The 23982-nt window shown below is 64.3% G+C and carries 21 protein-coding genes and 2 tRNA genes; 11 read left to right on the forward strand and 12 right to left on the reverse strand.

Features of this window, described 5'->3' with window-relative positions:
- Positions 1-17: 17 nt before the first annotated feature.
- Entirely contained in the window at positions 18-869 is an 852-nt protein-coding gene (locus ACZYTC_RS03175; protein WP_488988881.1) for a LysR family transcriptional regulator, read from the reverse strand.
- A 92-nt stretch (positions 870-961) separates the two neighbouring features.
- Between ACZYTC_RS03175 and ACZYTC_RS03180 the strand changes: the two genes are divergently transcribed.
- Together ACZYTC_RS03180 and ACZYTC_RS03185 are read left to right on the forward strand one after the other, a co-directional pair.
- A complete protein-coding gene (locus ACZYTC_RS03180; protein WP_434957455.1) occupies positions 962-1420 on the forward strand; it encodes a RidA family protein in 459 nt (152 codons plus the stop codon).
- Positions 1421-1452: 32 nt separating this feature from the next.
- Positions 1453-2241 carry an SDR family oxidoreductase gene (locus ACZYTC_RS03185; RefSeq protein ID WP_441770500.1) on the forward strand — a complete coding sequence of 263 codons (789 nt, stop codon included), beginning with the start codon at positions 1453-1455 and terminating at the stop codon, positions 2239-2241.
- Here the strand turns inward: ACZYTC_RS03185 and ACZYTC_RS03190 are convergent.
- Complete coding sequence (locus tag ACZYTC_RS03190) at positions 2238-2828, reverse strand: PDZ domain-containing protein (protein WP_488988882.1); 591 nt, start codon at positions 2826-2828, stop codon at positions 2238-2240. The two genes, ACZYTC_RS03185 and ACZYTC_RS03190, sit on opposite strands and share 4 nt — an antisense overlap.
- Before the next feature lie 96 nt (positions 2829-2924).
- Positions 2925-4139 carry an alanine racemase gene (locus ACZYTC_RS03195; RefSeq protein WP_441770502.1) on the reverse strand — a complete coding sequence of 405 codons (1215 nt, stop codon included), beginning with the start codon at positions 4137-4139 and terminating at the stop codon, positions 2925-2927.
- Positions 4140-4506: 367 nt separating this feature from the next.
- On the opposite strand from ACZYTC_RS03195, the gene ACZYTC_RS03200 reads away from it, so the two are divergent.
- From ACZYTC_RS03200 to ACZYTC_RS03220, 5 genes are all read left to right on the forward strand, one after another.
- The gene (locus tag ACZYTC_RS03200) at positions 4507-4947 is read left to right on the forward strand and encodes a hypothetical protein (protein ID WP_434957451.1); all 441 of its coding nucleotides are present in this window, start codon (positions 4507-4509) and stop codon (positions 4945-4947) included.
- A complete protein-coding gene (locus tag ACZYTC_RS03205; protein WP_488988883.1) occupies positions 4944-5609 on the forward strand; it encodes a ribonuclease T2 family protein in 666 nt (221 codons plus the stop codon). Before ACZYTC_RS03200 ends, ACZYTC_RS03205 begins: the two co-directional genes overlap by 4 nt.
- Before the next feature lie 21 nt (positions 5610-5630).
- The gene (locus ACZYTC_RS03210; RefSeq protein WP_488988884.1) at positions 5631-5981 is read left to right on the forward strand and encodes a cupin domain-containing protein; all 351 of its coding nucleotides are present in this window, start codon (positions 5631-5633) and stop codon (positions 5979-5981) included.
- Between the two features lie 447 nt (positions 5982-6428).
- Positions 6429-7628: a low temperature requirement protein A gene (locus ACZYTC_RS03215; RefSeq protein ID WP_488988885.1), complete on the forward strand. Its 1200-nt coding sequence runs from the start codon at positions 6429-6431 to the stop codon at positions 7626-7628.
- Positions 7625-8482: a 23S rRNA (adenine(2030)-N(6))-methyltransferase RlmJ gene (locus ACZYTC_RS03220; protein ID WP_434957447.1), complete on the forward strand. Its 858-nt coding sequence runs from the start codon at positions 7625-7627 to the stop codon at positions 8480-8482. Before ACZYTC_RS03215 ends, ACZYTC_RS03220 begins: the two co-directional genes overlap by 4 nt.
- Here ACZYTC_RS03220 and ACZYTC_RS03225 read toward each other — a convergent pair.
- Positions 8479-9741, reverse strand: coding sequence for an ROK family protein (locus ACZYTC_RS03225; protein ID WP_434957446.1), 1263 nt, complete (start codon positions 9739-9741; stop codon positions 8479-8481). The genes ACZYTC_RS03220 and ACZYTC_RS03225 overlap by 4 nt on opposite strands.
- 487 nt (positions 9742-10228) lie before the next feature.
- On the opposite strand from ACZYTC_RS03225, the gene ACZYTC_RS03230 reads away from it, so the two are divergent.
- Positions 10229-10954 (forward strand): SDR family oxidoreductase, encoded by a 726-nt coding sequence (locus ACZYTC_RS03230; protein WP_488988886.1) that lies wholly within the window; start codon positions 10229-10231, stop codon positions 10952-10954.
- Positions 10955-10958: 4 nt separating this feature from the next.
- Positions 10959-11492 (forward strand): 2,4'-dihydroxyacetophenone dioxygenase family protein, encoded by a 534-nt coding sequence (locus ACZYTC_RS03235; RefSeq protein ID WP_454815062.1) that lies wholly within the window; start codon positions 10959-10961, stop codon positions 11490-11492.
- A 6-nt stretch (positions 11493-11498) separates the two neighbouring features.
- On the opposite strand, the gene ACZYTC_RS03240 is transcribed toward ACZYTC_RS03235, so the two are convergent.
- Positions 11499-11984 (reverse strand): hypothetical protein, encoded by a 486-nt coding sequence (locus ACZYTC_RS03240; protein WP_488988887.1) that lies wholly within the window; start codon positions 11982-11984, stop codon positions 11499-11501.
- A 173-nt stretch (positions 11985-12157) separates the two neighbouring features.
- A tRNA-Gln gene (locus ACZYTC_RS03245) sits at positions 12158-12232 on the reverse strand.
- Between the two features lie 144 nt (positions 12233-12376).
- Here ACZYTC_RS03245 and ACZYTC_RS03250 point away from each other — a divergent pair.
- Together ACZYTC_RS03250 and ACZYTC_RS03255 are read left to right on the forward strand one after the other, a co-directional pair.
- Positions 12377-12453: transfer RNA gene (locus ACZYTC_RS03250), tRNA-Pro, on the forward strand.
- 381 nt (positions 12454-12834) lie between these two features.
- Entirely contained in the window at positions 12835-14070 is a 1236-nt protein-coding gene (locus tag ACZYTC_RS03255; protein WP_434957442.1) for a polysaccharide biosynthesis/export family protein, read from the forward strand.
- 24 nt (positions 14071-14094) lie between these two features.
- Here the strand turns inward: ACZYTC_RS03255 and ACZYTC_RS03260 are convergent, their stop codons facing one another.
- The 6 genes from ACZYTC_RS03260 to ACZYTC_RS03285 are packed head-to-tail and all read right to left on the reverse strand — an operon-like array spanning position 14095 to position 23974.
- Positions 14095-15021: a protein kinase domain-containing protein gene (locus tag ACZYTC_RS03260; RefSeq protein WP_488988888.1), complete on the reverse strand. Its 927-nt coding sequence runs from the start codon at positions 15019-15021 to the stop codon at positions 14095-14097.
- Positions 15018-16391 (reverse strand): type VI secretion system-associated protein TagF, encoded by a 1374-nt coding sequence (tagF, locus tag ACZYTC_RS03265; RefSeq protein WP_488988889.1) that lies wholly within the window; start codon positions 16389-16391, stop codon positions 15018-15020. Before tagF ends, ACZYTC_RS03260 begins: the two co-directional genes overlap by 4 nt.
- Before the next feature lie 9 nt (positions 16392-16400).
- The gene (tssM, locus tag ACZYTC_RS03270; protein WP_488988890.1) at positions 16401-19874 is read right to left on the reverse strand and encodes a type VI secretion system membrane subunit TssM; all 3474 of its coding nucleotides are present in this window, start codon (positions 19872-19874) and stop codon (positions 16401-16403) included.
- Positions 19871-21373: a type IVB secretion system protein IcmH/DotU gene (icmH, locus tag ACZYTC_RS03275; protein WP_434957438.1), complete on the reverse strand. Its 1503-nt coding sequence runs from the start codon at positions 21371-21373 to the stop codon at positions 19871-19873. The genes tssM and icmH overlap by 4 nt, the downstream gene beginning before the upstream one ends.
- A gap of 13 nt (positions 21374-21386) precedes the next feature.
- Positions 21387-22727: a type VI secretion system baseplate subunit TssK gene (gene tssK, locus ACZYTC_RS03280; RefSeq protein WP_488988891.1), complete on the reverse strand. Its 1341-nt coding sequence runs from the start codon at positions 22725-22727 to the stop codon at positions 21387-21389.
- A complete protein-coding gene (locus ACZYTC_RS03285) occupies positions 22724-23974 on the reverse strand; it encodes an FHA domain-containing protein (RefSeq protein ID WP_434957436.1) in 1251 nt (416 codons plus the stop codon). The genes tssK and ACZYTC_RS03285 overlap by 4 nt, the downstream gene beginning before the upstream one ends.
- Between the last annotated feature and the right edge of the window lie 8 nt (positions 23975-23982).

The raw sequence follows: 23982 nt of genomic DNA on the forward strand, positions 1-23982 counted from the left end.
CATGAACCCGCCTGGTGTCAGGCGATCAGCTTGGCGCGCAGAAATGAGGCGAGCTGCTGTGTGGGATTGCTCGGTTCTTGCGCCAGGAACAGGCCGAAATAGGCAGCCGGCGGCGGTGGCAGGCGATATCGCGGCGCGAGGGTCTCGCAATCGGCCGGGAGCGTTTCCGGCAGCATCAGGCTGATGCCGAGACCGGCCCTCAGTGCCCCGACCAGCGCCGCGAAGGTGGTGACGTGGCAGGCGATCGTCCAGGCGATGCCGGCCTCGGCGAAGGCGACGGCCGTCCGATCCTGCCAGGTGCAGGATTCCTCGAAGGCAACCAGCGGTACCGGCTCGTCGACGGGCAGGTCGATCAGGCGGCTGCCGCCCCAGACCAGCCGGCGCGACCAGTGGAAATGCGGTGACGACCCGAAACGGGAGGGGTCGGCGATGACGATATCGCAGCGACCGTCCCGCACGGCGAGGTCGAGGTCGGGGCTGTGGGCCGTCATCAGGTCGAGCTCGATCCGGGGGTGCTGCTGGCGGAAATCGGCCAGCAGCAGCGGCAGTTGCGTCAGCGCGAGATCCTCGACCAGTCCCAGCCTGATCCTGCCGGCCAATTGCTGGCCCTCGATCTGCCGCCGGGCATCGCTGGTCAGGGCGAGCAGGCGCCTGGCATAGGCCGCCAGTGTCTCGCCGGCCTGCGTCAGCGAGACGCCGCGCGAGGTTCTGTCGAGCAGTCTGGCACCGAGATCGCTTTCGAGCCGCTGCAATTGCATGCTGACCGCCGCCTGCGTCCGCGACAGCCGCTCGGCTGCCGCGCTGATCGTCCCGGTTTCGGCGGCCGCAAGCAGGGCACGCAAGAGATGGGGATCCAGATCCCTGGTCATAAATTATCCTGATATTGACATAATCATTATAAGAATACTTTTTAATTACCGGATCTGGCAAGTCTGCTCCCGCTGAATTGCAGGAGGCCATCATGCTCGCCAAACGGTTTCACGAACTCGGTCTCGCACCGCCGCTGGTCGCCCGCGCCGACCTGCCATTTGCGCCTTGCGTGCGTGTCGGCGACATCGTCTACATTTCCGGCCAGATCCCGGAGCGGGGGGAGGAAGTTGTCGCGATCGGCAAGGTCGGCGAGGATGTGAGCCTCGACGAGGCCCGCAAGGCCGCCGAATTATGCGCCGCCAACGTGCTGTTCTGGCTCGACGCGGCGTTGCAGGGGGATCTCGACCGGGTCGTTCGCATCGCCAAGGTCGCGGTCTATGTCAATGCGGCGCCGGGATTCAGCCAAATCTCGCAGGTGGGCAATGGCGCCTCCGAACTGTTTCTCAAGATCCTCGGATCACGAGGCGAGCATGCCCGCTCCGCGCTGGGGATGGCGTCGCTTCCCCTCGGCGTAGCCGTCGAGGTCGATGCCATCGTGCATGTCCGATAGGCAAGATTATTCATAAGATATTGGAAAATGGAATGAATCTCGGCATAGATGGAAAACGCGCCTTGATCCTGGGCGGCAATAAGGGCCTTGGTCGTGGTGTCGCCGCGCGCCTGGCGGAAGAAGGCGCGGCGGTTGCCGCGGTCGGCCGTGACGATCAGGCGCTCAAGGGGACGCTCGAGGACCTTCACCGTTTTTCGCCGGCCTCGTTCGGGATTCGGGCCGACCTCGACGATCCCCTGCAAGTGACCCAAATGCTCGAACAGGTCGATCGTGAATGGGGCGGTGTCGACATTCTGTTGCTCAATGGCGGCGGGCCGCCGCCCTATGGCGCCTGCGATACCGACGCGGCCCGATGGCATCGGCAGTTTGACGCCATCTTCATGACAGGGCTGCGCATCGCCGCCCATGTCCTGCCTGGCATGCGCTCCCGGCGCTGGGGGCGGCTCCTCGTGGTGTCATCCACAAGCGTGCGCGAGCCGATCAAAGGGCTCGCGGCATCGAATGCCCTGCGGGCGGCGGTGGCCGGATGGGCAAAGAGCCTGGCCAGCGAGGTTGCGGCCGACGGCATCACCGTCAACCTTCTGCTTGCCGGCCGGCTCGACACCGAACGCACCAAAGTGCTCGATCGTCTCGATGCCGAGGCGCGCGGCGTCACGGCCGAGACGATCGCAGCGGAAAGCCAGGCCGAGGTTCCGATCGGGCGCTACGGTACGCCCGACGAATTCGGCGCGGTTGCCGCTTTCCTGGCCAGTGATCTGGCTTCCTATGTCACCGGCACGGCCATTCCGATCGACGGCGGCCTGGCGAGGGCGATTCTTTAGTTCCCGCCTAACCTCAACCTGTCCCGAGCTTTGGCAAGCGTGGGGCCGCCGGCCGCCACGATATTCATCTGCGACGCGGTGACGTTTGCGCGCACCAGGCCTTGCGTGAGGCCGGCATTAGGTACGTTCTTGCTGAAGGAGAAAGTCATGATCACCGAATCCCTCGATTTGCGCGCGTCGACGAGATGGCCGTTATAGGGAGCGAGCGTCGGTGACCCCTCCATGAGAAGCTGGAGAGCCTGGCGTAGTTTTGCGTCGGTCAACTTCGGATTGGCCAATATTGCGCGAACGCCCACGGCACTGTTGGCTGGCGTTGCCGCGGTGCCGACTACCAAGAAACCGAGGCCTCCGCATTGCGGCTTGACGCAGACCAGTAATTTTTTGATGCGCGCCCCGGCCGGGACAAGCCCTCCGTAGGATCGCGCCTCTACCCAACCCTGTGAGGCCAGGCCTGGGTCGGAAGCTGGCGAAAATGACGTGCGCCCCGACGTTCCCGCGCAGGCGCCCAGTGCAAGACAAATCAGAAAGGTACCAAGAAGACGAATCAAGTGAACCCCCAGGATGCAAGAACAGACGACCTGTTCCATTGCGTCATCAAGCTAAGGGCGAGGCCTGGGGCAAGCAAACGATTTCGGAACCGAAGTCGTCATCCCAACGAAAAGATCAAGGAGGGAGGCGCGGTGCTACTCCGCCGCGATTGGAATGCTCACGCCGGGCTCTTCCTCGAACGGAGTTTCCAGCTCGACGAAACGGTCGGGGAAGAAGCCGTTGAAGTGGGTGCGCAGGCCGAGCGAATAGGCGCCGATATGGCCGATCTCGATCCAGTCGCCGGTGTCGACAGTCTCGGGCAGATAGAAGGGGCGGGTCAGGATGTCGACGGAATCGCAGGTCGCGCCGCAGATGCGGAAGGGCAAGAGTTTGTCGGGCGAGCCATTGCGGCGTTTGCGGGCGGGGTCGGGGATGAAGCGGGTGGGCAGCAGCAGCTTGCCCGTCCATGAATCGGAGAGCGAGGCCCAGACGCCGTCATTGATGTAGAGGCGCTGGCCCTTCTTGAGCAGCACGCGCACCATCACCGACAGGCAGCGCGCCACGATCACGCGGCCGGGTTCGGCCACCAGCGGCAGGTCGTCCAGCTTCCAGTCGGCGATATCGACGCCGATCTGGCGCATCAGGGCCTCGGTCGTCGGCGTGCCCTGGTTCGAGCCCTTCTTCTTCGGATCCACGCCATATTGCGCCGGAAAGCCGCCGCCGATGTCGAGGCTGACGATATCCTCCTTGATGCGCGAACGCACCCAGGCAACGGAAGCGAGTGCCCGCTCATAGGTCTCGGGATCCTCGACCTGGGAACCGACATGGAAGGCGATGCCGGTCTTGAAGCCGATGCCGGCCATGCGGTCGAGCAGCTCAACGGCGTGTGTCGGTGTGGCGCCGAATTTCTTGGAGAGTTCATAGGCCGCCGCACCCTTGGTGGCCAGGCGCAGGAACAGCGTGATCTCCTCGGGCGGAATATCGAGGGCGCGCACGATGCGCAGGATCTTGGCGACCTCGTCCTCATGGTCGAGCGAGAGCTCGCGGATGCCATAGGTCTCCAACGCCAGCCGGATATGGGACTGGGCCTTGACCGGATGCATATAGAGCAGTTCGCAATTGGGAGAGGCTGCGCGGGCCGCCTCGAATTCGGCAGGGCTGGCCACATCGAAGGAGGTGATGCCGGCCTCGGCCAGCACCTTGAGGATCATCGGTTCGCCATTGGTCTTAACGGCATAGGCAGTCTTGCCGGGGAACTGCGCCATGAACTCGCGCGCATCGGCGGCCAGGACCTGCGGACGGAAACCGTAGACCGGCTCGTCCGGGCGGAGCGCCAGCGCAGCTTCGCGGGCGGTGGTGAATTTCTGCATGGCCGAATCGACGCCCCGTTTCATGATCCATGTTTAAGCCTGTTCATGGCTGCTGCAAAACAACCGTCTTTCCTGACAGAAATGTGACGGCGGCGATGAGGAGAGAAGCGGCCCCGCCAAACTGGGTCGATTGCGTCACGCACGGCCATGCGCACTCCCTGAACGGTGTCTCTCGCCACCGTGACTCAAGCGCGGTCCGAAATTCCCAGAAACGAGGCTTCATCGGCCTGGACTTTCGCCGCAGGCGGTGATTGCATCGGTCTTATCCGGACCGGAAGCGATTGGGGCTCGGCCGTACGGCTTGGCGCTTGACGGGCGGCCTCGGCACGGACAGATTCGCACAGTTGCTGATTTAAGGATTCTCATCATGCGTATTGCCGGTCTTGCCGCCGTCCTGCTGGCTGCATCCTGTGCGCCGGCGCTTGCCGCCTCGGCGCTGGAAAAGAATTTCTGGCTGTCCGGGCCCAACTACGACGCCATCCTGCCCCATTGCGCCGACAAGGCCGTCTCCGATCAGATCGCTGCGCGCTTTGCCCGCAAAGAGGCCAATTATTGGCACTCCAACCTGGCGATCCAGCAGATCGATCGTCATCGCCAGATTGCCTTTTCGCCCTGGGGCCCGAGCTATATTCCGCGCCGCTTCTGCGTGGCCCGGGTGCTGACCAATGACGGGCATTACCGTCGCGTTTCCTATGCCATCGCCGAGGATACCGGCTGGATCGGCGCAAGCTGGGGCGTGGAATGGTGCGTCGATGGCACCGATCACAATCTGGCCTACGCACCCGCCTGCAAGATGGCGCGTCCGTGATCCGTCTTCTGCTCGCGGCCATTGTCATGGTGGCGGCGAGCAGCGGCCTTGCCGCGCGTGAGATCCGCGGCGGGGCGCCGGGGTATTTCGATCTCTATCTGCTCGCACTGACCTGGTCGCCGGGCTTCTGCGCTACGGGCGGGGCGACCAAGCAGCCCGATCAATGCGATATGGGATCGCGCCTCGGCTTCCTCGTGCACGGCCTGTGGCCGCAGGGGGAGCGCGACTATCCCACCGAGTGCAATCCCGGTGCCTTCGTACAGCGGCGCGATCTCGCCGCAACCAGAGGGGTGATGCCCTCGGAGGGCCTTGCCCGCTATGAGTGGCGCAAGCACGGGGCCTGCTCGGGCCTGTCGCCGGCGCGCTATTTCGAGGCGATGGCGACGCTCTATCGCCGCATCGTCGTTCCCGAGGCCTATAGGAGCCCGGCACAGGATAGCCGCGCCGCGCCCATCGAGATCGAGCGGGCCTTTTCGCAAGCCAATCCTGGCTTGCGGCCCGACATGATGACCGTGGTCTGCAGCCGGGGCGAGCGCGGCAGCGTGCTGACCGAATTGCGCATCTGCCTGAGCAAGGATCTGCGCAGTTTCCGGACCTGTCCGACGCAGCTGCAATATCAAGGCTGCCGAACGCGAAACATTCTGATACCAGCGCTCAACTGACATTGGTCTTGGTGAACCGACATGGCTCTATGGCTTAAATTCGCAGGCATGGGGGAAGGGGAGGCTGAGGCGGGAGCGCCCAAGCCCGAGCGGCTGGAGGCCGGCAATCCGGCGTTCCGCACCTGGAACAGCTATGAGAGCGCCGATGGCAAGACCTTCTGCGGCATCTGGGAGGCGAGCCCTGGGCGCTGGCGCATCGTCTATGAAGAATGGGAGAGCTGCACCCTGCTCGAAGGCCACTCCATCGTCACGCCGGATGGCGGGGCGCCGGTGGAATTGAAGCCCGGCGACACCATGATCCTCGAGCCGGGCTTTGCCGGTAGTTGGGAAGTGGTAGAGACGACGCGCAAGAGCTACGTGATCCGGCTTTGAATACCAACCGAGTAGTCCTCTATGCAGATTGGTATGAAAGGCTGGGTGCGCGCGGCCTTTGAGTATTACTGAAGCGTTACTTGGCCCTTTCGCCTTCAATCCCTCGGTCGAATACTCGTGGCAGATGGAGGCGTTGGGATAGAGCTCGGCCTTGTTCGCGGTGGAAACACGGGTTGCAGCTGCCGCGGCTATTTCCAGCTACATCACGAAATCGATGAAGGCATGCGCAGCCCGAGGGGGCAACGGATCCCTGGGAACGGCGAGCATCTGGATCACACTGGATTGCCGGACCGCCTGGCGGAGGCCGACGTGCCGGCGGCATGGGTCTGGTTGGAGAGTAAGCCCGAGCCGTAGACTTCCTCCTCCTGTGCCGCCAGGCTGCCATTTCCCCTCTTGCCACGCCAGCGGGTTCCCGGCGATATGGGGTGGGCGGAGGTAACAGGTACAATGACAGCAGAGCAGAGCGGCACCACTAGTTTTCTGCGCGAGCGCGATGGTCATGAGGCCCGCGTTTCCTATGCGGAACTCTTCTTCGATCTCGTCTACGTCTTCACGGTGACGCAGCTTTCCCACTCGCTGTTGGAGCATCTTTCCTGGGGCGGGGCGCTCCAAACCCTGGTGCTGTGGTTCGCCGTCTGGCTGGCATGGCAATATACCTGTTGGTTCACCAACTGGTTCGATCCTGAGAAGACGCCGGTTCGCATCTGCCTCTTCGCCTTGATGGCGCTCGGGCTGATCATGGCGGCGGCCTTGCCGGAGGCTTTCGGTGAGCGCGGGCTCATCTTTGCGCTCTGCTTTGCGGCCATCCAGGTCGGCCGCACCGCCTTCGCCGTGTTCAGTCTGGGCGCCGGCACGCCGATCTCCCGCAATTTCCAGCGCATGATCGGCTGGAACCTGATCGCGGCCTGCATCTGGATCGCCGGCGGCCTCGCCGAGGGCGAGGCCCGGATCGTGCTATGGATCATTGCGGTTGCGTGCGAATATTTCGCCCCCTGGTTCGGCTTCTGGTTGCCTGGGCTCGGCCGTTCGGATCCCGGCAAGGAATGGACGGTGGAAGGCGGCCATATCGTCGAGCGCTGCGCGCTCTTCGTCATCGTGGCGCTGGGTGAGTCCGTCCTGGTCACAGGAGCCACCCTCGCCAAATCGCCGGCCTGGGATGCGCCCGGCCTGATCGCCTTCTTCGTCGCCTTCCTCGGTTCTATCGCCATGTGGTGGGTCTATTTCGACATCAGCACCAAGGACGCCACGGAGGCCATTGTCGAATCCGAGAATCCCGGGCAGATCGCCGCCTATACCCATTATCTGCACGTAGCCCTGATCGCTGGCGTGATCGTCACGGCCGTTGGCAATGATTTGTCGATCGCGCATCCCGCCCATCATGTCGATTTCGGGGGCATGGCGGTGATTTTCGGCGGGCCGGCCATCTATCTGATCGGCAACGCGCTCTATAAGCGCCTGATCTATGGCGGTCTGCCGATCACCCACGTCGCCGGCCTGCTGGCACTGGCCATTATGGCGCCGTTCGCCTTCGTGACCGATCTGTTGATGATCAGCGGCATCACCACCGTCATTCTCCTCGTCGTGGCGATCTGGGAAGGCTATATCGGCAGGAAAGCAAAATCGAAGGCTCTGCATCACGCATCATGAACTATCGCCACGCCTTCCACGCCGGCAACTTCGCCGACGTACTCAAACATATCGTGCTGGCGCGTATCCTGACCCATCTCGGGGCCAAGGATGCGCCCTTCCGCGTGATCGACACCCATGCGGGCACCGGGCTCTACAATCTGGAAGCCAGCGAAGCCCGCCGCACCGGCGAATGGCTGGAGGGCGTCGGCTTGGTGGCCGAAAACCCGCCGCCGGCACGGGTCGCGGAACTGATCGCGCCTTGGTACGGCCTGTGCCAGGGGCTGATGGCCCAATCTCCGCCGCTCTATCCGGGCTCGCCCTGGCTTGCCGCCGATCTGACGCGGGACCAGGATCGCCTGGTCTTTTGCGAAAAGCATCCGGAGGATGCCGACAGGCTGCGGGGGAACTTTGCCCGCGGCAAGCGGGTCAAGGTGATGGAGGGCGACGCCTGGGACCTGCTATCAGGCCTGTTGCCTCCGCCCGAGCGGCGTGGCCTCGTCTTCATCGATCCGCCTTTCGAGGAGGACAACGAGTTCCGCACCATTTCCGAAGGGTTGGCGCAGGCCCTGCGGCGGTGGGCAACGGGCGTCTACGCCATCTGGTATCCCATCAAGGGCATGCGCGAGGTGGAGAGTTTCGCCCGCAAGGTAGCAGCTCTGCCTGTTGCCGGCCGCATCCTGCGGTTCGAACTCAGCCGCTATGCCGTGCAGCGTATCGATCGCCTCAATGGCTGCGGCATGATCATCCTCAACCCGCCCTGGAAGCTGGACGAGGAACTGCGGGCCGTGGGTGCCTATCTCGCGCCGCTCTTCGCCAAGGAAGGCAGTGGTCTCGTGCGCCTCGACTGGCTCAAGCAAGACGACACGCCCTAGGGCGTGTCGGCCCGTGCGGACTCGCCCAGCGAGGTGATGGGACGGGCGCTGGCGGTCAGTGATGCTCGAGGTGCGAAATCGATGAAAAGCGGCAGGCTCGCCGCGCCCAAGGCATGGGCGATCGAGCCGAATGTTCCCAGGCGCAACACCGGCGCGGTGCGGGCCTCGGGAATGGCGGCGGCGAGCGCCGTTTCGAGGCGCGTGACGATTTCCTGCATGATCGCTGGCCCGAGGTCGCCATCGACAACCACATTGGGAACATCGAGCAGGGCCTGCGCCGACAGGACCGGGCCGACCAGGGCATCGACGCAATCGGTGATCCATTCCTCCAGTACGGCGGGACTGCCGGCAATGGCCGCCGGCAGGTCGTGCGGCCCGGCGATCTTGCGGCCATGCCAGCTAAGATGGCGCATCAGGGCTGCAATGGATGCGCGGGCCAGCAGGATGTCGTAGGAGCCTTTGGGCGCGGGTACCGAAGGCAAGCGGGAGGGTGGCACCGGCAGCATGGCGACATCGCCGGCATTGCCCTGGGAGCCGCGACGGTAGTCGCCGCCCAGCACCACGCCGCCGCCAATGGCCGGACCGAGGAAGAAATAGACGAAATCGTCGGATTCCCGGCCGAAGCCATAGAAGAGTTCGGCGATGGCGGCAGCCGTGCCGTCATTTTCGGCATGGACGTCGAGACCAGTCAGGCTCTGCAGAGCCGCGGCGAAATCATAGCCATCCCACAGCGCCAGCGTGTCGATCTCCAGATTGAGCCGGTCGAGCCAGGCGCCGAGATTGTAGGGTTGGGCCAGGCCGATGCCGAGCACGCGCCCGGGCGACAGGCTGTCGGCAATGGCCTTGAGGTCGGCTACATCGGCCGCGACCACGGCCAGGGCCTCCTGAGGGGCGGGCAGGGGATAGTCATGCGAACGTTTGTCGACCAGTTGGCCGCCGAGATCGACAAGGGCGGTCTCGATGCGGTTGCGGTCGATCCGCACCCCGATGCCATAAGCGCCTGTCGGCTCCAGGCGCAACAGCGTTGCCGGCTGGCCGCGCTGGCCGTGATAGCGCTTGCCGACCACCGAAATCAGCCCGAAGGCCTGCAGGTCCGAGACGATCTCGCCGATGGCGGTGTTGGTAAGGTTGGCGGCGCGGGCAAGGTCCGCCTTGGAGGCTTCGCGCAGGCGTCGCAAGCGTTGCAGCACGACACGGTGGTGGTAGTGACGGATGCGCGCGGAGGTCAATCCGCGTTCCGCCATCGACGCGGGCGCCATGGCTTCCTCCCCATTACCGCTAAGCAGAATTTCCTGGCGAGATCCACGGATGAGCCTCGCCAGGAAATTCTGCAAATGTTTGATATCTTGCAGATTCTTCCTGATCGGGCCGGTGACCCGATCAGGAAGAATCTGCTTAGAGCAAAACACGTTCAGGTGTGAACGCTTGTTTGCTCTCATTCTCTGGTCCCGAGCCAACCATACGGATTGGCTGGAGCGTCTTTGCGATTTGACGTGATTCAATCAAATCACAAAATGCGCTGGGCGTGGGCACGGTCACCGCGTCGCCCTTTATTTATTGCCGTTGAGTAAATTCAAGATGAGCAAAGGTGTCAAGCATCATGCGACGGCCCTACCTGCCGGTGCACGAAGAACCCGTGCCGTCCTCTCACCGTTCCCATGGTCGCACCCGGATTGACGCCGGGCAGGGGGTATTGTCAGATCATTGCCGGGTGCCTGGCTTAACCGGCGCCATGGTGGTTGGATTATGCAATTCGATTTCAAAAACAGGCTGGTGCTGGTCAGCGGCGGCACCAGCGGCATCGGGGCCGCGATTGCGGCGGGGTTTGCCGAGGTCGGAGCTTCCGTGGTGGCTGCCGGCTTGCCCGGCTTGCCCGGCTTGCCCGGCGTGGCCGCGCCTGCCGGCATCGAAACGGTGGAGCTCGACGTGAGGGATGGCGCGGCCATCACGGCGCTGGCGGGGCGCTATCGGCGGCTCGATGTGCTGGTGAATGCTGCCGGTATCATCCGGCGCGGGGCCGAGCACGAACCGGAGGTCTTCGAAGAGGTCGTCGACATCAATCTCAACGGCACGATGCGCCTTTGCGCTGCCTGCCGCGGCGCGCTGGCGGCGTCGGGCGCCGGCGCCGTGGTCAACCTCGCCTCCATGCTGTCCTTCTTCGGCGGCGGCCTGGTGCCGGCCTACAGCGCCAGCAAGGGCGGCATCGCCCAGCTCACCAAGTCGCTCGCCATCGCCTGGGCGGGTGAGCGTATCCGCGTCAACGCCATCGCTCCCGGCTGGATCGAGACGCCGCTCACCAGAGCACTGGTGGAGGATCCTGCCCGCAGCGGCCCGATCCTGGCGCGCACCCCGCTCGGGCGCTGGGGCGTTCCGGCAGACCTGGTCGGACCCGTGCTGTTCCTATGTTCCCCCGCCGCCGCTTTCGTCACGGGCACGATCTTGCCCGTCGATGGCGGCTATCTGATTGGATGAAACCATGAGTGTGTCCGACCGCAAGCTCGACCAGAGCCGAATGCCCTATCAACTGCCCATGCCCGCGGAGGCGGCCCCCGAGATCGTGGTGCCGCATGTGCTGCCCGACGACGAGCGCGTCTGGGTGCCGCAGATGGAGAATGTCTGGTTTCGCCCGCTCTGCCTGCATGTCGGGCAGGGCTACTGGGTCAACCTGCTGCGCGTGCGTAAATCCGGCGTGCTCTCGCGTCACCGCCATCCGGCGCCGGTGCATGGCCATGTCCTCAGAGGGCGCTGGCATTATCTCGAGCATGACTGGGTGGCCGAGACCGGCTCCTATGTATTCGAGCCGCCCGGCGAGACCCATACCTTAGTGGTGCCGGAGGATTGCGAGGAGATGATCACCCTGTTCCACATCACCGGCGCCATGATCTATGTCGATCCCTGGGGCAAGGTGACGGGCTTCGAGGACGTCTTCTCCAAGATCGACATGTGCCGTGCCCATTATGCCGCCAATGGCCTGGGCGCCGACTATGTCGAGCGTTTCATCCGGCGCTGAGCGAGCCTATTTGGGGGCAGGGTGCTGCACCGGCGTGGCGGGCGTGCCGGCGCCATGGGGGTGGGGCGCCATGGCGAGTACGGCGGCTTCGAGCGACTTGTCGCGGTGCTTCAGGCAATAGCCGCGCAGATGTGCGCGCAGGCTAGCCGGATCGGTGATGTCGGCAAGCGCGCGCTCGTTACCGAAATGACCGGGATTGGCCTTGGCATAGCCTTCGACATAACCGCTTGCCCAGGCGATGATCTGGCTGTCGAGAATGTCGCGACGGCGCACGGCGAAACCGCAGCGCATGTCGCCATAGTCGACGGCCTGGCTGACGGGTACATGCGGCTTGGCGGGTGTCGCGGGCTTGACGGCGGCAGGCGCCGCCGCCTCCGGTTTCGTCGGTGCCGTCTTGTCGGCAGGGGGCTTTTCTGTCGCCAGCGCCAGTGGAATCGAGAGGGCGCCTGCACAAAGGGCGCCTGCCAGGACTGCTGCCATCGTCACGCGCACATTCGCCTCCATCGCATTGATTTGCCGCGCCATGCTGCGCAAACAAAAGGGCAGCCGCAAGGCGTCAGTCTGGTGCAGAAACGCAATTCTTCGCCCGCCTGTCCTCGACACTCTGGCCGCAACCGCCAATGTTCGGCATGACGGGCATTTGTTCTACGGAGCCGAGAGAAATCTGGCTGGGGCGGGAGGGTTCGAACCTCCGAATGGCGGAATCAAAATCCGCTGCCTTACCACTTGGCTACGCCCCAATCGGTGCGGCTCAATAAACGGTTCCCTCGGAGGCTGCAAGGCATGGCTACAAAAAAGCGCTACGAATTTCATCATCAAAAAAGCGCATATCCTGCTTGCGGCTCGGCGATGATCCCGCTATAGACCCGCCCACGACTGGAATACGGAGTGTGGCTCAGCCTGGTAGAGCACTACGTTCGGGACGTAGGGGTCGCAGGTTCAAATCCTGCCACTCCGACCAGTCGATTTTCCCGAGATCCAAGCCACAGATTTGCCAAATCCGTTAACGCCTCCATTGTGGCGTTTGCCGCGTGCGTGCGCTGCCGTACTGGTACGTGAAGCAGTATTTTGGTTTCTTCCCTGTTTAAAGTCATGATGATACCGTCCTTGAGAGGTGCAGCGTCTCTGCCTTGCCAAGTATGACTGTGCGGATGCCTCAACGCTGCGCAACTGTTACGTGGGTAACTGAATACAGTGTAACAATTTTATGACAATGCGCCGGCGTGCAATAGATTGCCGCTTGTTTAAGCTTCGTCGTTATTCCATCTCCGGCGTAGCGATATTGTCTTTAATGTGGCATTTGGTTATCTGTGCGATTAACGATTCGTTATGAGGATTGGGAATGCAGAAGCTGCTGGCCGTAGGCCTTTTTGTCCTGCTGGGTAGCTGCTCCAGCCCGTCCGACGGCCCGAGTGCCGGCAGTTTTCTCAATGCGCGCCAGCCTTATACGAATGAGCGCGTTCCGGTCATCGATATCACCTACGCTGCGCAGACGGCCCTGGCTCCGGGCGCCTCGCCTTTCGCCGGCACGCCGGGTCTTTCGAAACTGCGTTCGGCTGGCTATACCGGCACGCAGATCAGCCGCGGCGACGTCCTGCAGATCACCGTGCTGGATACCGGCGAGGACGGCCTGTTCTCGCCGACGAACAGTAAGACGCTGGATCTCGGCCGCTTCACGGTCGACGACAATGGCTCGGTCGACATTCCTTTCGTCGGCAAGCAGCGGGTGGCGGGTTCTTCGCCGGAATCGGTGCAGAAGCGTATCGTCGGCAGCCTCAAGGGTTCTTCCGTCAATCCTCAGGCGGTCGTGACCATCATCGACCGGCCCAACAGCGCGGTTGCCATTTCCGGCGCGGTGCGCGGAGCCGGCCGCATGGCGATGGCCTCGGGCAAGGAACGCATCCTCGACGTGGTGGCGAGGGCCGGTGGTGCCACCGGACCCGCCAACGCGACGACGGTGACGGTGATTCGCGGCAATCAGCGCGCCGACCAGAGCCTCGACCAGGTGATGGCCGATCCCAAGCAAAACATCTATCTGCAGCCGGGCGATCAGGTCATCCTGGGTGGCAACACGCCGAGCTTCACCGCGATGGGGGCGTTCAAGAGCGCCGGCGAGTTCAATTTCGAACCCGGTCAGCTGACTTTGGCGCAGGCCATCGCGCGCAGCGGCGGTCTGCTCGATGACCGGGCCGATTCCCGCTACGTCTATCTGTTCCGCAAGCGTGCCTATTACTGGACGACCAAGGATTGCGTGCTGGTGCGGCCATCGCCCTATGGCAATGGCACCATGCCGCCGCGGACCAGTTGCCCGCAAGCCATGGCCTCGCCGCCGCCGCCGCGCGCCGTGATCTTTCGCATCAACATGCGGGACGCCTCCAGTCTCCTGATGATGCAGCAGGTCCAGATGGAAAGCGGCGACATGTTGTTCGCCAGCAATGCCGGCATGGTCGATTTCGCCAAGCTCTTCACCGTGTTCCAGAAGAGCGTGCCGACGGCGGCGGCGCCGCAACCCTCGGGAGGAATACCCTCCAGCCCGCCTCCGGCACCGGGTGTCTCGCTGAACCTGCCGTCTCAATAAGGCGGGAGGGCTTCAAGAAGCCTTTCAGTCGCCCCGCAGCATCGCTAAGGCGACGCCTGCCGATGACAGCCGCACCTCCGGATCAGGACGGGCGAGTTTCCCGGCGAGTTCTCTCAAGGGGTCTTCTCTCAAGGGGGCTTGGGCACCCTGGCCATCGGCGCATCGTTCCAGCAGCATCTGCAGGATTCGTCCGCTGGCATAAAGGTCCGTCCGGCCATCGAGAGGCTTGCCGGCCTGCTGTTCGGGGGCGCCGAAGCTTTCGCGGCCGGCCCTTGCCAGGTCGACATCGGCGTGGCGCTGCCCGGTTTCCAGAGCGATGCCGAAATCGGCGATGCGCAGCGTGGCGAGATCCTCGCCGTCATAGAGCAGATTGTCCGGTGCGAGATCGGCATGCACCAAACCTGCCGCATGCACCGCTTCCAGCCCCGACAGCAGGGCGGCGGCGATGGTGGCGACTTCGTCGCGGCGAAACGGGGCCTTCCGCATCCGATCGGAAAGGCTGGAGGGCAGCCAGTCCATCAATAGGGCCGGCCGGCCGTCGGCAAGCCGCAGGGCAGCGGTAGCCGCGGCGACATGGCGGTGGCGCAGCCTGGCGCCAAAACCGGCCTCGCGCAGCAGGAGATCGCGGGCGACGACATTGTCGGCCTGATCCGGCCGCAGCGCCTTGAGGGCGTGGAGGGTGCCGAGGTCGCGATGGCGGAGCTGGTGAATCTGCGTGAGAGCGCCGTCATGGACCATTGCTTCCAGGGCAAAGCTGTTGGCGATGAAGGAAGTCTCCACCGCTTCCAGCCGGCCGACGCGCCGGTCGAGTGCATCGCGCACGCGATCGGCCAGCAGCCGGGTTTCGGCAGGCGGGCGCAGTTCGCCGTCAGCCTGGCTGAGCGCCTGCCACAACGCGGCAAAACGGGTGGCGATCGCCTCTAGATCTTGCGGTGGCGCTTCCCCGCTCATGCCGTTTGGACGGTCACGACGACGGCGCTGACATTGTCCCGCACATTGGCAATCAGGGCATCCTGGATCAGGGCGGCAGCGGCTTCCTTCGCCGGCTGCTCGGCGATGAGGGTGGCAATGGTGCGCTCATCGAGAACCCGGGCCAGTGCGGCACTGCAGAGCAGAAAGCGATCGCCCGGCTGTATCAGGTCATGCACGATCTCCGGCACTAATTGCCGAGGCGCCCCGATGCTGCGCGAAAGCGCGAAACGCAGGCCGATCTCGACATGGTCGCGCGTCAGGCAACGCATCATGCCCTCGCGCATCAGATAGCAGCGCGCATTGCCCGCCCAGATCACGGCGAAATCCCTGCCCTGCATGGCGAGGGTAACGACGCTGGCGCTTGGGGGTTCCACGGCGCCGGGAAAGCGAATCGACTGCACGAGGCTGTGCGCGCGCCCGAGCTTGCCCTTCACATCCTGCACCAGGGTTTCGAGCCTATCAGCCGCTGAGACATCGGCCAGCGTGTTGGTGACGATCTTTGCTGCTTCCGCCGCGCCATTGCCGTCGCCGACGCCATCAGCAACCGCGAAAAGGCGAGGATTGTCGGAGACCAGCAACGCGTCGGCATTAACAGACAGCCGCGTGCCGGCATGGGTGGCATAGCCGCGCTCTATGGCAAGCAAGGGAGCCGGCGTTGGGGTGGATGGGGGAGGTGCTTTGGTCGGCACAGGGGGAGAATTAGGCTGTGAAGGGGGCTTCACGATGGGGTTGCCGCCTCTCAGGAGGCGCACGAAATCGCCGGCGCGTGGTGCCCCTTGGGTCTTGAAGCCGCTGGCTCGGCCCGTCTCGCTCTCTATGGTCCACCACAGCGATACACGGCCGTCCACGGCTCCGGGCGGCGGTGGAGGCGCGGATTTGGCCCGTGGCAGGCGCAGCCGCTTCAGCCCGGCCAGAAAGGCGGCGATGTCGAAGTTGCGCAGCGTGGAAGTCTCGGCAATCGCTTCGGCGGCCGTGAACCAGCTCTCGTCGAAACAGAACAGGCGGGCCGGGCCGTCATAGTTGCTGACCCTGGCTGCGATAACCAGTGGGAAGCTGCGGCCAACCCTGTCCTTGCTCGGCTGCAGGATGCCGACCATGGTGGCCCGCCCCCAGAGAGAACGCTCGATCACGAAGCGCCAAGGCGGTGTAGCGTGGAACAGGTCCTGCCATTGTGCGCCGAGCGTCTGTTCGCTTTCCTGCAGGCCTGATTGCAGCCAGTTGACGAGTTCGGTCTCGGCCTGGCGGCCGAGACCGGTCGAGACGAAATCGCCATGGCTCGGCACCTTGCCGAAAAAGCCGATACCGTCCTGCTCGGAAGGAGCCGCATGGGGGGCGCCGCGCTGAGCCATCGATCCGCCTTAGAACTGCGACGGGCACTTGAAATCCGCTATCGCCTTGAGGCGATAGGGATTGAGCGTACCGCCGAATTGCACCCGGAATTCGCCGCTCCTGCTATCCTGAGTGAAGCGGGCACGGAAGAGATCGGTGCCTTCCTCGGTGATGCCGGCCTTGTCGAGCAGCCGGAAGAGGGCCCATTCACCGGTCGCCTCGGATTTCCGACTAAAGTCGCCGGGGGTCAGCATCACCCAGGCACTAGCCGAGCTGTCCTTGGTCGGCCATTCGAAGATCTTCGCCTGCTCGATGCCCTTCACCGCGCGGATCGCCTCGCCCGGAGCGAAAGTGAAGACAGCCGAATTCGTCGCCTCGTTTACGGCGAGACCGGTTACGGTGATCCGGACGGAGGGCATCTCGGCGTCATTGGGGAAGAAAGCCTTGCGGATCTTGTCGGCATTCTCGAACTGGACAAGCGCCTCGCTCGCGATGCCCTCGCTGCCGGTGGCGCCCTTCCAGCGCCAGGGATTGGCCGTGGTGTCGACGAAGGGCTCGAGCTCTTCCTTGAAGAAGGTATGGAAGCGTCCCTTGGGGCCGAACAGGCGGGAAAAATCGGTCAGCGCCATGTCTTGCCGGGCGTTCCGGTCGAAGGGATAGCGCCCCACCATGATGGTGGAGCAAAGCCCGGCACCATCGGCCGCCCATTTGTCGGAGGCCTGATTGCGGGCGGTCCGGGACGACAGTGCACCGACATCGCCGGCGACACCGGCCATCAGGGTATCGAGCGGTGGCGGCAGGCGCCGGCTCTCTTCCTGCAGCGACTGGATAGCTGCGGTGAGCTGGCTGTCGACGTCGAAGATCTTGCTGACCGGCGCCGTCGAACTAGCGGCGCGCGAGAGCTGGGTATACATGGCGCTGAGCAGGGGCTTGAGGCCCGAGATCTGCGAGCGCGGCTTTTCCGAACTGTTGCCATCGCTCTGTTTGGGCGTCTCCAGGGCCTCCCGCAGACGGCCATAGGGATCGGGGACACTGATCGCACTGCTGTTCAACGCGGTGCTTTGGTTGCTCTGCTGAGCCGTGGCGACGGAGGCGTTCGCCGGGGGCCTGAGGTCGGCTGCGTTAGCAATGGAACGTGCCAGGGTCTCGATCGGACCGGGCTCGCTGGAGAGAACCCGAAGCGTATCGGCAGCATCGGCGAGCGACTGGAAAGGCTTTACGCCGAGATCGGCCAGCAGGCTGGCCCAGCGTTTCTCATACTGATCGAAATAAAGCTGCAATGCGGCCAGGGACAGGCTCTCCACCGTCATGCCGGCACTCGCGGGTTCGCCGCGCACCCAATGCTCGTCCAGCGCCTGGCGTGCAGCATCGGCGGCTTCGGGCAAGACGACGGAGCGATAGCCTTCGCCGGTGAACAGGCCGGGAATGCCTTCGCGCAGCGAGGCCTTGGATTTGCGCTGGAACACCCGTTCACCCAGCGGACCAAGTGCGTCGGCGGGAATCCAGGGCGCCAAAGCGCGGACCTGCCGGTTCTCCTCCAGGATGTCATAGGCTCGCGCTGCCAGGCTCTGCCCGCGGATCGCCTGCCGGGCCTTGGCGACCAGAGTCTGGTCGATATCGATCGGCGGCAGCCTCCTTGCCACCAACTGCTCGACATGCTGGAGAAGCTCGTTGCGAGCGGCTACCCGTCCCTCTCCGGGATAAAGGCTGTAGAAGATCTGCTCGGTTTCCTGCGCGGCGAATTTGGCGTCGACCTGGCCCAGCCCGCCGAGCATGCCGTAGAGCTTGAGGGCATCGAAGGTTTGGCGGACATTTGAGGTGTCGGCCAATTGCTTTTGCAACTGTACCATCAGGCGGGGCAGCAGCAGCGAATTGAGGGCGCGCTGATAGGCCTCGCGCTGCCGGCCCGCGATCTTGTCCCGCTGGTCCAGGCCGAAGCCGACTTGCCAGATTTCGGTGTTCGAGAAGCCGTCGCTCACGCCCCTGAGATCGTTCAGCGCGGGCAGGATCCGCAGGAAATCGGTGTCGGCGACATCCCGCACTGGGATGCCTTGCACCAGCCTCTCATAAGAATTGATGCGTTCGTCAGCCTGCGCCAAGGCGCGGGAATTCTGGTAATAGGTGGCGATCCAGCTTGAGAAGACCACACCGAGCACCACCGCCGATGCGCCATAGACAACGCGGCGCAGCATCAACTGGCGGCGGGTCAGGCGCTTGTCGCGTGCGACAAGGGCAGCTTCCCCGAAGATGACCTCCTTGAACAGGCGCGGCAGGAAATAGCTTCGGCGCATGCGTGGCGCGCTGGCCGCACCCGGCACCTCCGCCTGGGTACCGGAGGCGAAATAGATGCCGCGCAGCAGCGGAGATTCCACCAGTTTCGACCCGGCGCACAGTTCGACGAGCACCTCGTGCAGGCGTTCCTTGAGGGCGGCGAGTTCGGCGGGGAAACGAAAGATCCGCCCGCGCACCTCGCTGTCGGGTTCCTGTTGCAGGCGCTCGAGCAGCAAGGCGTCGACGCGCTGCTGAAGCAGGCTGAATTCCTCCAGGAAACGCTCGGGCAGGTTGTCTGCCTGGTAGCTTTCGTCGAGACCGAAGGTGGTGCCCCAGACCTGCTCGCGATCGCTGGCATTGAAGCCGTCGAAGAATTCCACGAAGCCGGTGAGCAGATCCGATTTCGTCAGCACGAGATAGACGGGCACGCGGGCCTGCAGATACTCGTCGAGCTCCGACAGGCGCTGGCGGACGGCGCGCACCTCTTCCAGCCGCGCCGTGGGTTCGCGGTTCAGGATGTCGGCGATCGACAGCGTGACCAGCGCGCCATTCACCGGTTGCGAGCGACGGTATTTCTTCAGGAGCGTCAGAAAGCCTTCCCAGCCGGCCTTGGAACTGCCGTTGAGGTCGTCCTGGGTGGTGTAGCGGCCAGCGGTATCGATCAGGATGGCTTCATCGGTGAACCACCAATTGCAGCTGCGCGTGCCGCCGATGCCCTGCACGGAATTGGCGCCGAGCGCATCGCCGAGCGGGAATTTCAGGCCCGAATGGGTGAGGGCCGTGGTCTTGCCCGATCCCGGCGCCCCGAAGATCACATACCAGGGCAGTTCATAGACATAGCCGAAGCGCTTCTTGGTGATACGGCGCAGCAGTGCCAGGGCCTGCTTCAGCCGGTCGCGAATTTCGCTGACCTCGGCCTGCTGGCTGGCGGCCGCCTCGGCCTCCGCGCTCTTTTCGAGATCGGCGACCAGCGCCTTGTCGCGCTTGCGCGCCTTGTAGATGCTGACGCCGATATAGGTGAGGCCGGCGATCAGTACGATGCCGATGGCGATCAGCCGATTGGTGGTACTGGCGAGCGGATAGAATTCGCCATAGCCGATGAGGTGGCCGTAGAACCAGATGATGAGGCAGAGTGCCGCTATCCAGACGATGGGCAGGAAGCGCTGGCCGAGCAGGGTCCCGTAGGCTTCGACATAGGACCGGATCGTATAATAATAGCTGAGCGGGTTCATGGTGCGACGCTTCCCGGCCCTGTGACGTTGCGATCGACAACCGGCAGGCTCATCACGAGAGGCGAGCCGGTATAGCCGTCCTCAGGCCGGCCGATCACCAGGATCTCCGTGCGGCGGTTCTGCGCGCGTCCGGGTTCGGTATCGTTGGAAGCGATCGGGTCGGCCTCGCCCCGCCCTTCGGTCGTGACGCCGTCGCGAGCATAGGTCTTCAGGATGTTGCCGACGGCATCGGCCCGCTCCTCCGACAATTGCTGATTGGTGCGGGCGCGCCGGTTGCCGTTGAACGGCCTGTTGTCGGTATAGCCGATCACCTTCGCCTTGAATTGGGCTGTTGCCAGGGCGGTGCCGATCTTGTCGATCAGGTCCTGAAAACCGGGTTTGACATCCGCCTTGCCCGTATCGAACAGGCCGGCATTGTTGATGCGGACCAGCACGTGGCCATTGTCGTTCCACAAGCTCACGAGCTTCTTGTCGACCTCCGGCTGCAGGAAGTTCATGAAGCCGCGCAGGCGGGTCACGCCCGCAGGCTCCGGGGGAACCTCTGCCTTGGCCTGGACCTGAACCGGTGGTGGCTCCTTCGCCTTGGGCGGCGGCTCGATGTAGATGCTGGGCGCTTCATTGGGCGGCAGATCACCGAGGCGCGCGAAGGTGCCGTCGGAGGCCCGGTCGAGCGACAGCGAAAAGAAGAGGTAGCCGAGCCCGAACAGGAGGGCGAGGATGCTGAGCAGCGTCCATAGCGCCGCGGCGGTGCGCAACGGCTTGTGCCTGGCGGCAACGCCGCGCCAGTGTGGGGACAATTCACGCTCGAATGCGCCATATTGGCCGAGCAGCGTCTTGTAGAGGCTGTCGCGGATGCGGCTGAGCTCGAGGGCGCCGCGCGGGGAGACGCGGGTGCGGCCTTCGAAGGCGAGCGACAGGCACAGATAGATCAGCAGCAGCAGGTCCTTGTTGGCCCCCGGGCTCTGGTGGAAATGGTCGAGCAGGTCGAAGACCTTGTCGCCACCGGTGACATCCATGTGATAGGTCGAGACGAGGCCCGAGCGGGCCCAGCCGGCGCGCACGCCCCAGGGCTTGCTCAGCACCACGTCGTCGACGGTGGCGCACACGACATAATGGGCGGCGCGCGCCCGCTCCGGGCTGACGCGGGCACCGGCGAGATCGTGCTCGTACCGGTTGATTGCTTCCGTAGTGGTGCGGCGAAGCTGCTCGATGTCGGGCTGGTCCGCGGTGTGGCGCAAGGCATGGGCGAGGTTGAGCAGGGGAGCGGCCGAGGCTACGATGGTCGGCACTTCTTCGCCGCCGAAACGGAAATTGCGCACCAGCGTATCAGTCGACCAACCACCCGACCGCAGCGGCTCGGCCGGAGCCGAGCCATCCTGTGGAGCGTCATCCAGCATCTCGGCCATCTTGCGTGCCGTCTGCTGTTTCTTGGCGCCGTCTTCGGTGAGCTCAACCACCGTCGGCAGGGACTGCCAGGGGGCTGTCGTTGCCTTGTTCATCGGCTGGCGTCCTTCACTCCCTCAGGGCCCACAGTTCCATCTCCAGGCTCGGAAAGTCGCCGGCGAGATGGAGGGCGATGGCGCCCGAGGTATCGAGCTGTTTCCACAGCGGGTTCTTGGTATCGAGTTCGAAATAGATCGTGCCCGAGCGGTATGGCAGTTGGCGCGGCAGCACCGGCAGGGGCCGGACGGGAATGCCGGGCAAGGCAACATTGACCAGTTCGGCGATGCGCTCCACTGGCCCGACCTTGATCTGGGCGGGCAGGCGGCGGCGCACGTCCTCGGCCGGCATCTCGGCCCTGACAGCCAGCACGAAGCCGGCATCCTTGAGCAAAGTGCGATCGTTGATGGTGCCGACCCGCACGCCATGCCGGCGTTCGGCGAGCTCAATGGCAACGGCGGCCTGCTCGAGCACGGCCGAGAGCGAGGTCCTGAGATCGTCGAACACCGCGGCGAAGGTTGCCTTGAGATCTTCGTGCCGATAGGGCGGAAACTCGCTGGCGCGCTTGGAATCCATGGTGAAGGTGGCAAGTTCCCCGGCGAGCTGGATGCAATGCTCATAGAAGGTCATCGGGTGTATCCGCGTCGCGTTGGCCGCGATGTGGCTGAGCAAGGGATCGGCCCGATTGAGGATATGGAGCAGGAAGTAATCGCCGACCTCGGCCGTGCCGCGGATGGTGGGGTCGCCGATGCGCTCGGCGATGGCCGTCGCGCGATGGCGCACGATGCCGAGGAGTTCGGTCATGAGTTCGCCGAGCCGCGCCTCGGCAGCGCAGTTCAGGCTGGGCGCGATATAATCGGGATCGAGCAGCACGGCCTTGTCCGAGCGCACCTCGATGACGCGGGCGAGGCCGATCAGCTCATAGCCGGCGAGGTCATCGCCGCTCTTGAGATAGCGCAGGCTCAGCCGGCCGACATCGATGGGTGCCATGAAGTCGGTCTCGACATTGGCGTCGGGCGCTTCGTAATGCGAGGCGACCACCCTGACGCCGGGCGAGGAAGCGCCCCCATTGATGGCGATGTCGGCGCGCCCGGGCCGCCGGGCCGGCAGCGCCAGATAGATGATGGCGTTCTTGGTGGCTTCGTCGAGCTCCAGCGGCGGCGGCAGATCGGTGTCGAAGGGAGCCTCGAAAGGCGTGCCGTCCGGCAGGGTGCCGCGCAGATTGGCCAGGGCGAACTGCCCGATCGCCAGGGCGCCGCGGTCGATGCCAATCTCGGCGATGCCCCAGGGATAGGCGGCAAGCTCACGCGTGGTCGCACGAACCAGCCGCTCGGTCCAGCGATCGGCCTGCTGGAAATGCTGCACGCGAAGAAACATGCCTTCGCTCCACGCAACCCTGTTCTCGTTTCTCATGCGACTTCGTCGTCCTTGCTTGTCGTGCCGTCCGCCGTCCGGGGCGTCTGGCCACCGGCTGGTTCGTTCCTAACTTGGCCAAGCGAACTCAGCATTGCCCTGCGGAACAGGTCTCGGACTGAAAGATCCCGGCCGTCGGCGTTGAACTGCCGTCGATAGGTCTGCCAATAGGCCCCGTTGCGGCGCCAGGGCAGGCCGATCGTCCGGGCATCGGTGCTTGCCTCGATGATGCGTGGCTCCAATTGCGGGCTGACCTCGCGCACCAGGGTGCCGAGAGCCTCCGCGAGTGCCTGCTGTCGCGTGAGCAAGGTCTCGAGCCGCGCCAGCATGGCCTCTTCCCGATCGAGACCGAAGAGATCCGGAGTTTCCGCCAGCGATTCGGTGCCGATCTCGAATGTGGCGAAAGCCTTTTCGAGGGTTTCCTCGCACTGGGCCAGCAGGCCTTCGCAGCGTGGCTGCCAAGCAAAGACAGGTGTCAGGTCGGCAAGGAATTCGGCGGGATCTTCGTCCCGGTCCGAAGAGGGAATTGCCTGGGTCGTATCGTCGTTTGCCGGTGCTGCTTCGGAGCCGCTCTTGCCGCGATCGCGCGCCATGGGCACGGAAACGAAGGTGGCCCGGCCATGTTCGAGGCGATTGCCGTAGTCGAAGTCCTCGTTCCAGTCGTTGGGCAACACCGGCTTGATCGCCTTGGGATCCGGCGGGCCATTCCAGCCGATCTCGACATGGCGCGAGGAGGGCGCCGCTTCAGCCTTGCGCCCGGCAGGACGGGAAGCATTCGCCTGCTGCAAGGGCCAGTCGTCCGAAACGCGTCCGCCCATGACCCCGGTCGCGGTCTGCCCGCCCGGTGCGATATCGGCAAGGATGGCGGTGATCGTCAGATTCTCCTCGCTGACCGCGAGGCCCGCTGCGGGGTCAACGATGTCGCGGTCGGCCTCGCCGGTGACCGATACCGAGAACGCCTGGCCGCCCAGTTCAAGGCGCGACTGATGCCTGAGGCGGGCGGTCTCGCCCTCCAGGACCAGGATGCCGTCCACACGGGTGCCGTTGGCGCTTTCATCGCGCAGCAGATAGCCGTCACGATCACGCAGAATGGTGCAATGGTGTTTGGAAAGGGTGCGGCCGGCGTCAGGCACCTGCCAGTCGCAATCGACCGAGCGTCCCAGCGTTCGGCGCCCCCGCTCCAGAACCCAGCGTTGGCCGCCTACCCTGGTTCCGCTCTCTTCGACCTGCTTGAGTTCCAACCGCATGGCCATCT

The sequence above is a fragment of the Labrys sp. F242 genome (assembly GCF_057813875.1).

What these genes read in the sequence shown, in the direction of transcription:
- ACZYTC_RS03175 (WP_488988881.1), bottom strand. Translation starts at nt 869, where the DNA reads ATGACCAGGGATCTGGATCCCCATCTCTTGCGTGCCCTGCTTGCGGCC.
- ACZYTC_RS03180 (WP_434957455.1), top strand. Translation starts at nt 962, where the DNA reads ATGCTCGCCAAACGGTTTCACGAACTCGGTCTCGCACCGCCGCTGGTC.
- ACZYTC_RS03185 (WP_441770500.1), top strand. Translation starts at nt 1,453, where the DNA reads ATGAATCTCGGCATAGATGGAAAACGCGCCTTGATCCTGGGCGGCAAT.
- ACZYTC_RS03190 (WP_488988882.1), bottom strand. Translation starts at nt 2,828, where the DNA reads ATGGAACAGGTCGTCTGTTCTTGCATCCTGGGGGTTCACTTGATTCGT.
- ACZYTC_RS03195 (WP_441770502.1), bottom strand. Translation starts at nt 4,139, where the DNA reads ATGCAGAAATTCACCACCGCCCGCGAAGCTGCGCTGGCGCTCCGCCCG.
- ACZYTC_RS03200 (WP_434957451.1), top strand. Translation starts at nt 4,507, where the DNA reads ATGCGTATTGCCGGTCTTGCCGCCGTCCTGCTGGCTGCATCCTGTGCG.
- ACZYTC_RS03210 (WP_488988884.1), top strand. Translation starts at nt 5,631, where the DNA reads ATGGCTCTATGGCTTAAATTCGCAGGCATGGGGGAAGGGGAGGCTGAG.
- ACZYTC_RS03215 (WP_488988885.1), top strand. Translation starts at nt 6,429, where the DNA reads ATGACAGCAGAGCAGAGCGGCACCACTAGTTTTCTGCGCGAGCGCGAT.
- ACZYTC_RS03220 (WP_434957447.1), top strand. Translation starts at nt 7,625, where the DNA reads ATGAACTATCGCCACGCCTTCCACGCCGGCAACTTCGCCGACGTACTC.
- ACZYTC_RS03225 (WP_434957446.1), bottom strand. Translation starts at nt 9,741, where the DNA reads ATGGCGCCCGCGTCGATGGCGGAACGCGGATTGACCTCCGCGCGCATC.
- ACZYTC_RS03230 (WP_488988886.1), top strand. Translation starts at nt 10,229, where the DNA reads ATGCAATTCGATTTCAAAAACAGGCTGGTGCTGGTCAGCGGCGGCACC.
- ACZYTC_RS03235 (WP_454815062.1), top strand. Translation starts at nt 10,959, where the DNA reads ATGAGTGTGTCCGACCGCAAGCTCGACCAGAGCCGAATGCCCTATCAA.
- ACZYTC_RS03255 (WP_434957442.1), top strand. Translation starts at nt 12,835, where the DNA reads ATGCAGAAGCTGCTGGCCGTAGGCCTTTTTGTCCTGCTGGGTAGCTGC.
- ACZYTC_RS03260 (WP_488988888.1), bottom strand. Translation starts at nt 15,021, where the DNA reads ATGAGCGGGGAAGCGCCACCGCAAGATCTAGAGGCGATCGCCACCCGT.
- tagF (WP_488988889.1), bottom strand. Translation starts at nt 16,391, where the DNA reads ATGGCTCAGCGCGGCGCCCCCCATGCGGCTCCTTCCGAGCAGGACGGT.
- tssM (WP_488988890.1), bottom strand. Translation starts at nt 19,874, where the DNA reads ATGAACCCGCTCAGCTATTATTATACGATCCGGTCCTATGTCGAAGCC.
- icmH (WP_434957438.1), bottom strand. Translation starts at nt 21,373, where the DNA reads ATGAACAAGGCAACGACAGCCCCCTGGCAGTCCCTGCCGACGGTGGTT.
- tssK (WP_488988891.1), bottom strand. Translation starts at nt 22,727, where the DNA reads ATGAGAAACGAGAACAGGGTTGCGTGGAGCGAAGGCATGTTTCTTCGC.
- ACZYTC_RS03285 (WP_434957436.1), bottom strand. Translation starts at nt 23,974, where the DNA reads ATGCGGTTGGAACTCAAGCAGGTCGAAGAGAGCGGAACCAGGGTAGGC.